The 11371-nt window shown below is 57.1% G+C and carries 4 protein-coding genes; 1 reads left to right on the forward strand and 3 read right to left on the reverse strand.

Annotated features, from left to right (window positions below):
- Window positions 1–279: 279 nt before the first annotated feature.
- Window positions 280–6198: an ATP-binding protein gene (locus AB1644_00495; protein MEW6049536.1), complete on the forward strand. Its 5919-nt coding sequence runs from the start codon at window positions 280–282 to the stop codon at window positions 6196–6198.
- Window positions 6199–6272: 74 nt separating this feature from the next.
- Here AB1644_00495 and AB1644_00500 read toward each other — a convergent pair whose 3' ends face one another.
- The 3 genes from AB1644_00500 to AB1644_00510 form a co-directional block, all read right to left on the reverse strand.
- A complete protein-coding gene (locus AB1644_00500; protein ID MEW6049537.1) occupies window positions 6273–8555 on the reverse strand; it encodes a CHAP domain-containing protein in 2283 nt (760 codons plus the stop codon).
- A gap of 87 nt (window positions 8556–8642) precedes the next feature.
- A complete protein-coding gene (locus AB1644_00505; GenBank protein MEW6049538.1) occupies window positions 8643–9374 on the reverse strand; it encodes a hypothetical protein in 732 nt (243 codons plus the stop codon).
- A gap of 117 nt (window positions 9375–9491) precedes the next feature.
- A complete protein-coding gene (locus AB1644_00510) occupies window positions 9492–11159 on the reverse strand; it encodes a recombinase family protein (protein ID MEW6049539.1) in 1668 nt (555 codons plus the stop codon).
- Window positions 11160–11371: the final 212 nt, after the last annotated feature.

Raw genomic sequence — 11371 nt, forward strand, 5'->3', positions numbered from 1 at the left:
TCAATATATAAATATAGCCAAAGGGCTCTTCGAGTGCAACTCCTTCTGCTTTGAATGTCGAGCGCGTATCGAACTATGCTCTTGAAGCACTTACCGTTTGGAGGCATGCTGCGTCTGCTGAATCCTATAATAAGTGGTGGTGGCGAGAATGTGGTGATGCTTGCAATTCAACTTGGTGGGGCGTAGATTTGTTATGGCCAGATTGGCTATAGAGCCACCAAAAACACGTGGGTTTATAGTGTGAACATGGAGCTATACAATTGAACCTGCTGAAATTCCATGACTAGGCGCAATCCTACGCACACAATAAGGACGGGGTTCCTCTACGAGGAACTTTGGGCACTTGACTACTGTACCAAGTGGCTCGCTCAACCGGATCTCTATCAGAACGTTCAGTTCCAAACCGCGCCGTCCGAAGCAGACGCTGGCCGCTTTTCGCTTGACGACGTCGTCCTACGCATGAAGGATGGCGCGTACGAACTCTGCCAAGTTAAGCACCGAGAGTCCCCGGAGCGAAATCTGTGGACCTGGGATCAGTTGCTCAACCCCGAAAAGCCTCGAGGATCATCGCTCCTGAAGAAGTGGTCGTCTTCCTACCGGAAGCTCATCCGGGCTGGACGAATCTCCGAAGCGTTCCTCCTCACTAACGGCGCAGCGGACGTCACAGTATCGAGATTTGTCGCACCTGACGGACGACTGAGGATCGAGGACGTGCGTGGGCACGACGGCGACCTTTATGCCCGCATTGCGGCTGAGGTTGGCGTAGATATACTCGATGATTTCTTCGCCGTTTTCCGGTTCCGGTTTGGACAGTCGGGCGTAGATGATCTCGCGTCTCGTACAATCTCTGCTCTGCATGGTCTTCGTGCTACCGACAGTGGCATTCTGTCAGTCACCGATCAACTGCGCAAGGAATTCGGTGCGAAGTTTCCTCGCGCCATCAGCCTCGACGAGATCCGCGCTTGGTGTGACTTCGACGTGCCTCGCAAACTCGTAGAGGCGTTTGAAGTGCCGAGCGATTTCCAGTGGTTCAATGAGAACACGCACAATCAGCTTGTGGAAGCCCTCCGTGCTCCGGAAGGTGGCCTTCAGGTTATCGTTGGGAAGCCCGGCTCCGGAAAGAGCACCTACCTGTCGAAGCTACACGATGTCTTAGTCGACAAAGGCGTGGTCTGTATACGTCACCACTATCACCTCGCCCCAAGTGATGAGAATCCTCAGGAACGGCTCCCAGCGCATCGCGTCGTTGAAGCTATTAAGGCGCAGTTCAAAGAACACCAGGACGCCATTGGATCGCTCGCGTGGCTCAATTCGGCAGGCGTTGACCTGCGAGAATTCATTGCGCAGGCTGCACAGCACTTCGCTGCAGCAGGGAAAGCGTATGTCTTCATTGTCGACGGGCTCGATCACGTCCCCCGCTATGAAAGCGCAGATGAACTGCAAACATTCCTTCGCCAGGTGTGCCAACCGCAGCCTGGACTCTGGATACTCCTGGGCATGCAGGAAGTGGCAGAGCCGCATCTCCCGCAGGTTGTGCTAGATAAATGCCCGAAGGCATCTTGGATTGAGGTCCCTGGCCTGACTCAGGACGCCGTCGACGCTGTCGTACGGAAGAACGAAATCGGACTCACATTGCCTAAAGAACCGCCCGTGCTCCAACCGCTACTGCAGCGGATCAATACGCTTACCAGCGGCAATCCCTTGCACCTTCGGTACACGCTCCGGCAACTCAAGATCGCCAAAGGCACGACTGAAGTGAACCAGTTCGATCTCGACCAATTGCTCCCGCTGAACCAGGAGATCGAGCAGTACTACGCTGCGCTGTGGCGGCAGCTGCCGGCCCTGAGTCGTACGCTCTTGGTCGCACTGCAAGTCGTCAAGGAACGACTCAGCGAGACTCAGTACCTTAGTCTCGCTACACAATTGGCTGTGGCCCCAGCGGACATACACACCGCGTATCAGGGCATCCAGCACCTGCTCGTTGTGAAGCGAACCACGGTCGAAACGTTTCACAACAGCCTCGAGGTGTTCGTGGCGAATCAACCAGAGTGCAGGACAGAAAGTGCTGCAATCTTGCTGCGAGTACGGCACTGGCTTGAGGGCAGTACGGAAGAGTACCTCAAGTGGGGACTGCTGCCGGTGGTAAAAGCTGAACTCGGTGATCACGCAGATCTCTTTGCCATTGACCGGCAGTGGGTCATAGATGCACTGGTACGCCGTCGACCCCAGCACACGGTCCACCGTCTCATTGAGGCTGCGACTCGATTCGCCTTCGAGGACGGTGACTTCGCAAAGGTATACGAACTCGGTTCGCTGGGCGGTTACTTCGAGAGCAATACGGACTTCAGCAGGTCATTGGCCGACCGTCTGTGGATAGCTACCCTCGTGGCGGAGAGGCCACGTGCCATCGACACCAATCTCAAGGGCCTGCGCCCTGCGCAGGTTGCCGCTGTGGTGCGGCTCGCCGATCAACAGGGCGAACTCGAGTCCATTCTGGACGACGCCATTGACCAGATTAACAGCGTCCACAGGGAAGCGGAATTCAGGCGGAAGGGAGATTGGTCGAACGAACCGCCGGAGGTCTCGCTTGCCATCATTGAAGTGATTGCGCGCGACCGCCAGCACGACCCCCAGCGCATGCTCGACTACTGTCTGCAGTTTCGCGACTTGGAATGGAGCGCAGACTTCTTGGGCAGCTACGTGACGACCCTACTGCGCACGGGCCAGACGAGTACAGCGCAGTGGCTGCTGCGACAGGCGTTCGAGCCTGATGAACTGGTAGCACTCCTGAACGCAAGTGTCAGGGAAGAGTTCATGCAGCGGTCGGCGGCGCTGTTGGATGTAGTCAAGGCGCTCGCTGGCAAGGCCGTGCCGCCGTCGGTTGCGCTGTACCTCGCTCTTCACGGGGCGACGGAGCAGCCGCCCGTTGCGCTGCCAACGTACGACGCGCTTCCGGATACGGTTCCAGAGTTCGATTCGAAGTCGCGACCGGCGCGAGCGCTGCTTTTCGCAGACGGAGTTGTCGCAGCAATTGTGCTGGTCCTTCGCGGGGACTCGGCCGTCGTAGCGACTTGGCTGGATCGCGCACCGCGACGCTGGTCAGTGGACATGTTCGCGGCCTTGCTCGAATTCGCCACCCGCTATGGAGAAGCGATTCGTTCATCGCGGCCACTCGACGTACACGCACTGTGGCAGTCTCTCGCCTCGGTGACACCGCTCGAGTGGCCTGAGGATCGCGAGAGGCTCGAGTGGCAAATGGGCATGTCTCTAGTGGTTCGCGAGGTACTCGACACGCTGGTGGGCGTCAATACATTCCTCGGACACCGCGTCGCGCTCGACGTTGCCACCATGGCCGCCATCGTCCCACGCGCGTACTTTGGCCCCGAGCGGATGGTGGAGTACGTAATCGCCGCAGGGCGACCGCTGTTGGATGCACAGAGCTTTCGCCAGTACATCGCCGACGAGCGCACGCGCTACCCGCAGATCATGGAGGAGTTCCCGAACCGTGCCGAGCACTACCTAGACTTGGCAGCAATCAGCAGCATGTATGCTGATGACGCCGCGCAACAGGAATTCTGCAGGAGAGCAGCGAACTGCCTCCTTGGGTACGGCTCGCACAAGGACACCTACATCTACCGTGTGCTCAACGCCGTCGAATACTGCCACGCCGCAGGATCGACGCGCACTCGCGAGTGGTTGCGCCGCCTGATTCCGATTGCCGTGCACATTCGCAAGTTTACGGATGGCGATGAACTCCAGAGTGTGCCGGACGCCCTCGCTGATGCGATGAGCAGCGTCGATGTGGGCATGCTCTGCCACTACTGGGCGTGGGCCTGCCGGAGGGAGGAGTACACCCTCGCCCAGACTCTCTTCAGTCGGATCGTCACGGTCGCGAATCTTCGCGATCCGTTCTTTGCGGCGCTTGCTGAGACGTCGCTCGACCAGGAGTCGCTGACGGCGCTGCGGACGCGAGCGATTTCCGAACCCGAAGCAGCCGCGGCGGTCAGCCGTATTGAGGCAGTCTTCGGAGCAATTGTCTTCCCAAAGCGTGACCAATCGTCCTCATCCTTTAAAGAGTACGGTCAGTCGGACGTAGCAGCTGTGGCCCCAGATCGCCTTGATGCTCATCTGGAGACTCTCGATAGCTACGACCGGCAACGATTTTTGGGTGTCTGGGCGAACCATTGGCTCGGGGCGTCGAACTCGCAACGGGCGACAGCTTATAGCATTTTGAAGCGGCGCATTGCCGATACGAAGCCTGAGTTGGTGGATAGTCAGGTGCTCGACGCTGTCGCAGGCTATGAGCTATCGCTGGCGCCGGAGAGCGCCTTCACACTGCTTACTTGGGCGCAAGCCAACGACCGGGGCTGGGACACCTATTGGAACAAGCCCGAGTATGCCGTGAGGCGATGGAGTATCGTACAGCAGCACTTTCCGGGACGCCACCTCGAGTTCTTCGAGAAAAGCGTGCGGCAGTACGACCAGCGTCCGGGACACAATCACCACGTGTTCTTTCCGTTGCCGAGGGGAATTGAGTACTTCGCTCGGTTCAATGAACTGACGCTCATTGAACATGTCACAGAGACTGCAGTGTCCTTCCTCGAAAAGCTCATGGCCGACCTCGTGGTGCCCACTCCGGAATGGATTGATGAGTCGCAACCCGATGCCGTTGACTTGCTTCTTGCCAGGCTTACCTCGCCGTCGCCCCTCGTGCGTGAGCGGACGGCAACGGCCGTCGCTAAGCTCCTCAACGACCAGGGCACGCGCGCGGAGCTTGTTCCCAAACTGCAGAACTGGCTCTCAAATCAAGAATTGGAGACAATGTCTGCACTCGGCTTACTGATCACTCTGAAGGCCGTGTTGGATGGTACGCAGTTTCCCGAACCGGAACTCAATGCGATTCTGCGCGCAGTACCGCATTCGAGTGTTGCTATGGACGAACTCGTGGAAGAGCTTCGCGTCCGCACGGGCCTGCCGTTGCAGGACTGCGGTCAGTGGGCTGCCGTCGGACACGTGCGATCAGCATACGCTCCGAGCAAGGCGATCCTGAAGGGCATGGAACACGGCTTGCCCCCAATTTACCGGGAATATGCAACGATTGCGGAGACGAGTGGCATTCCGCAATTCACCCGACACTGGTGCCAAGTTGCCGATGATATCGTTGATCACATGGCCATCGCTGAACCCGGTGACGATGTCGCCTACTTCATGGGCGTTCGACACGATCCACGCCTCGTAGCAGCAACGACGCAACTGACCGAGGTACTCAAGACCGCTTTCGTTCGAGTGCTTCAGCACTACTATACACAGAAGCGTGTGCCTGAACCGTTCCTGCGAAAGTGGTCTACCTCCACGATTCCAATCGATTTGTCTTACTGGCAGGTGACGCCCTCCCGTTGCCCTGCTTGGTGGCCGAGAATCGTAATGCACAATGCGTATAGCAACGAGACTCGGTCTTCAGTTGCTGGTATTGAGTACCAGCGTGCGCTGGAGGAACTCGTGGGTCGAGCCGGACCTGAGATAGTCATAGGCCTCAACGGAGAGATGCTACCTACAGCCGCAGCCGATATCGACGACACTGTCTCGGTAAGCATCTGCATGTTTGGTTTCGCGTATGACGTGAGAGGGCATCGATTGCCAAGCGCTACAGATGTCGCCGCAAAGGTCCTCGCCATGCCTTTAGTGAATGTGAATCCTGCGAATCCAGGCCGTTGCCTGAGTTTCATGGAAAACCACACGCACCACGTTTGCATGGAGATGGAGTCGATTGACATCGATGACTTGCGAGTATTTCCGCTGGTAGCTGAGGGCAAGCCCTGGCCAATTTCAACGTGGCAGTGGTTCCGAGGCTACCATCCTTTCCTTATGCCAGTGCCAGAATTAACTCCCATCGACAGTATTCAGCCAATGGGAAACGAGATCGAGTTTCGCGCAGCTCAACGCAGAGTGGCCGCGTGCGCTGACTGGACAGAGGGGCTGTCGGATCGACTCGTTGACAAGCATGAGGGGCACCACGGAACCTACTTGGTGATGCAACGCCACGTCGTCGATGCGTGGTTGGCGAGTAATGGGCTGCGTCTTGGGTTCGTTGCGAAAATTGCTGTCAATCAGCAGAAGTATAGGTACGAGGAACCTACGGAGGTCACAGATTTCAGGCTATTTGGTGTGAGTCCAATAGTCATTCCGCGAAGGAGATAACCACCTATCGCTTCCCGGGCCAAAGAAAAACACCCCACGGTTTCCCGTAGGGTGTGTTGAGTGTTAGTTGGTTATTACTTCAGTAAGAGCATCTTCTTCGTCTCCACCGCGTCACCCATGGTGATCCGGTACAGGTACACTCCAGAGGAGTTGGCACTCGCATCCCAGGTGACCTGGTGGTCACCAGCAGGCTGCGCCGCATCGACGAGGGTTGCCACTTTCTGGCCCAGGATGTTGAACACATCGAGGGTCACGTGCGTGGCAGCCGGGAGGCTGTACGCAATCACGGTCACCGGGTTGAACGGGTTCGGGTAGTTCTGGTTCAGCGCGAAGGTTACGGGGAGTTGAGCCGAGGGCTCACCGACCACCTGCTTCGCGAGCGGCGCACTGTAGTCAATAAAGACGTCGAAGCCTGTCGGGAAGCCGTTCGTTGAGTAGTTAATAGCGAAGATCCGCGTCTCCTGGTCGAAGATCGCAATGTCCGCGGCACCGTCTCCATCGTAGTCTCCCGGGTCTGGGAAACGATATGAGCTTATGCCGTACCACGGCAGCATGAGGTCGAAGCCACTCGCCAAGTCCGGGCCGTAGTTAATCCGGTAGTAGCCGGAAGCCTGCTCGTACTGGGCGTAGTCATCCACCCCGTCACCGTTGTAATCAGCAGGACACGGAATAATGCTCTGCGATTCTCCGTACCATGCGTAGTTGACGTTGTAGCCCGTGGCGAAGCCGTCGGCGGCGTAGTTCACCATGAGGTGGCCCGTGCTCGACCGGTCGAGGATCGCCATGTCGGCAGCGCCGTCCCCATCGTAGTCCGCAGGACACGGCAGGACCGTAGGGCCGGACCCGTAGTACGGGTACGACTCGGTGAAGCCGTCCGCCAGGTTCGGGCCGTAGTTAATCTGCCACAGCCCGCTCTGAATGGACTTGTCGAGTTGGGCGTAGTCGTCGTAGCCGTCGCCGTTGAAGTCCGCTGGGCACGGGATGATGTCCAGCGAGGTCCCGTACCAGTCGCGCATCTCGGTGAAGCCGTCCGCCAGGTTCACGCCGTAGTTCACCATGAGCGTCCCGTGCTGGTAGCTCCGGTCAAGCTGGGCGTAGTCGGCGTAGGCGTCCCCGTTGTAGTTGGCGGGGCAGGTCCAAATGCCCGTGCTCGTGCCGTAGTACGGGAAGGCGCTCTCGAACCAACCGTAGCCGGCAGTCCAATCGACGTACAGGGTGCCCGTCCCGCGTTTGTCCAAGAGGGCGATATCGTCCTTCCCGTCCCCGTTGTAATCGGCGGAGGCGGGGAAGATTGGCGGGATAGGGGGCGTCGGCGGAGCGACGACCTGCACCCAGATGGGGTGCTGGTTGGTCCAGCCGGTGAGGGGCGTGTTGCCGTGGTAGGGGCGGAAGTAGATCGGATACGTCCCGGGGGTAGCGTCTACTGGCACCTTGCCAGTGAAGCTGAACCACGCATTCTGGCCGTGTCCAACGTTCGCAGCACCTTGGGCAACCACGCGCTGGTGGTCGTTCGCAATCCAGATACCGTCACCCGGATACAGCCAGCTGTTCGCTTGGTTTCCGCCAGATACGCAGGAGCGTAACTCGACGTAGCTCGGATCACCCGTCCCGCCGGTGTTGTGCCAGGTTACATTCCCGGTATTCTCGTACGAGACGATGAACCCGTAGCTGTCTCCGGCGTGAAGTGTGATGGTCGTGGCAGGACTCTGGGCGTGCCACTGGCAGGCAAATTCAGGAGCGGGCGAGTAATCTGGATCGCGAAGCCATCCCTGAACCACATACCCGCCACCAATCGACTGAACAGAATATGGGGCTTGTGTAGATAGCGAGAGCTGAATTGGATTGTCGACGCTCGATGTAGCTCGGTTCTGGTCGATCATCTTCACATAATTCGATCCGACCTCCGCTATGATTCCAACGTGACCGGAGTTTTCCTCCCCCTCAGCTTCGCCAAAGCAAAGTATGTCTCCCGGTTGGGGTTTCGTTGAACTCCCCTGAGAGTATGCGACGAGATTGGGCCCAACGTCATCCTGGTCTTTCTTGGAGAAAGCATTCTTGGCTTCGCCCCAAGACGTAGATATTGGATCTCCTACTTCGACACCATAAAACCGTTTGACGTACTCTACACACTGCCATTTGTAGCCGTACGTGGTGCTGCCATTTGAGCAACCAGTGCCGTTCCACTCGCCGGTGGAATAAGCATCCACATTTTGGTAGCTGGCAATTTCCGCACCCCAATTTCCGCACGCGTCCTTGCAATTGCCGTTTTCATCGAACGGGTCGCAGGCCAGTGCACGCGTCGTGGGGACCACGCTTATACAGCAGAACCAAAACACCAATAAAAAGAAGCGAATCATAAGCTCCTCCATTCTGAACGCACAGTTGCGCGCTTGTTAGATTTTTAACGGACTATGTCTGGTTTCTTGAAGTGATTTGCGAAGAGTTTATTGGGTGAACGATTCTATTATGGATTGATACATTACGTGATAATCTGCAAAGGGTACTTTATCCTCTAAGACGCCAAGGTTGACTGCTATGAGGTAGCTTCCGGCATTGGCAATAGCAGCATAGTTTTCAGTGTTCAGCTTATAGATGTTCCCGTTGAATTCACCAAATGCGATCGTCTCATTAGATGAAACTAATGTTCCTTCAGGTGCAAAGAGCCAATTCTTGTCAATCCACGAGGCCACTTGAGAAAAATCCCCAGGCATCGCCTTAATGAATGGGATAGGTTCCTGAAACTGTGGGGGCGCGACGGAAATGGTTTTGTTAGGATAGGTACTCAGTTTCCAGTCTTTGGGGAATTTGAACGTGAAACCATAGTCCTTGTCGGTGTAAGTGCGCCAGTCAACGGTGTTCACGGAAGAGTTGCTGTTCAGTGCAGAATTCGTATTTGAACTCGCTTGGTTGCGATTCAGATTGCTCGAGACATTTGCGTTGTCGTTTGTCGCAGCGTTTACATTGCTACCGCTATTAGCGTTGGTATCACTGTTCACTACTGTGTTTACATTGCTATTGGCGTTAAGCGTAGCGTTCGAATTGTCATTCTCGTTGCCTTTGGTGTACACGTACAGACTCAGTCCGACTATGGCGGCGACGATTACGACAATGATAGTCCATAGCACAGCTTTTGGCGTCTTCTTGGGGGAAACGGGGATTGGCATGTCGGTGGCCATATGGAAACCCGGTTAATGGAAGGGATGAACCAATCCTGGCACTCCGGCCCTCAGGCGTCAAGGACGGAGATAGCGACTGTTATCCGCAGGTGTTGCTCGCCAGAGCAATTGTTCCGCCTATACAGCCCTCGCGCATCGTGTAGAATTAGTTTGTCGAAGGAGCCCTTGGAATGACGGAGAGCTTGGGTGAGTCAGGAAAAAGGTTCGAACATCGTCTACTAGGGCCCACCACTTAGACAAGGGGGCCACTACACGCGTGTTTTTTGGCTCAGCTAAGCGCAAATGTGCGGGTTCGAACGGCGACTTTTCCTGCTTCGCGGTCTTTACCGTACGTTGGACGAAAAGCAACGGCTTTTGCGGCTCAATCGTGAGAATTTTGTCTCGTAGCGTGAGGTTCGAACCGGTAAACCGGAGTATTGCTCTTCGCTCCTCTGGAGAGCCGGTCCTGAAGGCATTACTTGCTTGTGCGGCAAAGTCAAAAACCTCCTCGCACCGCTTGACCATGGCGGTCACGCGGCCGTCGTTATCGTGCAGGAGTTCGCGCAATCGCGCCCGTTCCGTCTCGAGTTCTCGCTTCTTATTCACGTACTCGTCATCCGTCAGGAGGCCCCGCAGGCGGAGGTCGACGAGTTCCGATAGCTGTCGTGCGCACGCCGCGTACCGCTTGGCCGTTCCGTCGAACGCCGCGCGGTCTTTTTGGGCCTCTTCTTCGTTCAAGGCTCGTGCTCGCCCTATTGCCCAGTCACGCAGACGAGGGGAAATCGTGACAGTTTGGAGAAAGGCCTCGATTTGCCGCTCTAACGACTTCACTTCGATGACGGGTTGCGTGCAGGCGACGCCCGCCTTGCGCTTCGTGCAGTGGTAGTAGACGTACTCGCGCCCGTAGCGATTCCGCTTCTGCTCGGCGGTCACGGACGCGCCGCACTCGCCGCACTTCATGAGGCCGGTGTAGGCGAACGACGGTCGGATGGAAGGGCGAGGATTGGTCGAATTGCCGAGAATGCGCTGGGCGTGGTTGAATTCGGCCAGCGAGATCATTGGCGCGTGTTTGCCTTGGAAGAACTCGCCGTTAATGACAAGCCCACCGTAGTAGAATGGATTCTGGAAAAGGCCGTACAGCGCGGAGCGCGTTAGCGGCTTCCCACCCCTGCGCTTGAATTGCCGGGTCACGAGGCCCCACTCGCGCGTGGCAATCTGGAGAATACGGGGCGGCGTGTGCGCGCCGCCGAGGAGGAGGTCCCACATGCGACGCACGAGCGGAAAGCGCTCCGGATCCTTCACAATCGTGCGATTTACGGGATCATTCAGGTACCCGAGCGGCGGCAATCCTGATATCCACCCGCGTTCCAGTTTGGCGCGGATACCCCGCTTGACGTTGTCGGACAGGTCATCCACGTACTTCTTCGCCATGCCGAATTCGAGCTGCATCCAGAATTTGTCGTTCCCGGTGTTCAGGAACGAGCGGTGCGGCGTATGGATTGCCGCGAGCTTGCGTTCCTCCATCGCCCAGATGACCGCCCCGCCGTCGACGGGGTTGCGGGCCAGACGGTCGAGCTTCCAGACCAGGACGCCGTCGAACTCGCCGCGCTGAATACGCGCGAAGAGGTCGTTGAACACCGGCCGACCGGGGGACTTCGCAGACTTCGACTCGGTGAGTACACAAACGATAGACAAGCGTTCGCGTGCAGCGAACTGCTGCAGTTCGCGAATCTGGGAGTCAATAGAGAGAATCTGCCGGTCCTCAGATTCGGTCGATTTGCGGGCGTAGATGGCTATGCGCGGCATAGAGTGACGTTAATACTTCGCGTGATGATCCGTTCGTGCATCGGTTGCGTGGTGTTTGGTTCGCAGGAGCAGGAGGGGCATGCCAGCCAGCGTAGCTGGGCCGCCCTGTGGAAAACAACGGGGCACATCATGCTGTCGGGGACAATTACTCCTTAGAAGAAGCTCAGAATCTGATTGACAACCCCCAGCGAGTGGCCTACTTTTGTCAGAGT

Source organism: Candidatus Zixiibacteriota bacterium (genome assembly GCA_040753875.1).
Taxonomy (GTDB): domain Bacteria; phylum Zixibacteria; class MSB-5A5; order GN15; family FEB-12; genus DATKJY01.

Coding starts and splice junctions, on each gene's coding strand:
- AB1644_00495 (MEW6049536.1), top strand. CDS start 280: ATGACTAGGCGCAATCCTACGCACACAATAAGGACGGGGTTCCTCTAC.
- AB1644_00500 (MEW6049537.1), bottom strand. CDS start 8,555: ATGATTCGCTTCTTTTTATTGGTGTTTTGGTTCTGCTGTATAAGCGTG.
- AB1644_00505 (MEW6049538.1), bottom strand. CDS start 9,374: ATGGCCACCGACATGCCAATCCCCGTTTCCCCCAAGAAGACGCCAAAA.
- AB1644_00510 (MEW6049539.1), bottom strand. CDS start 11,159: ATGCCGCGCATAGCCATCTACGCCCGCAAATCGACCGAATCTGAGGAC.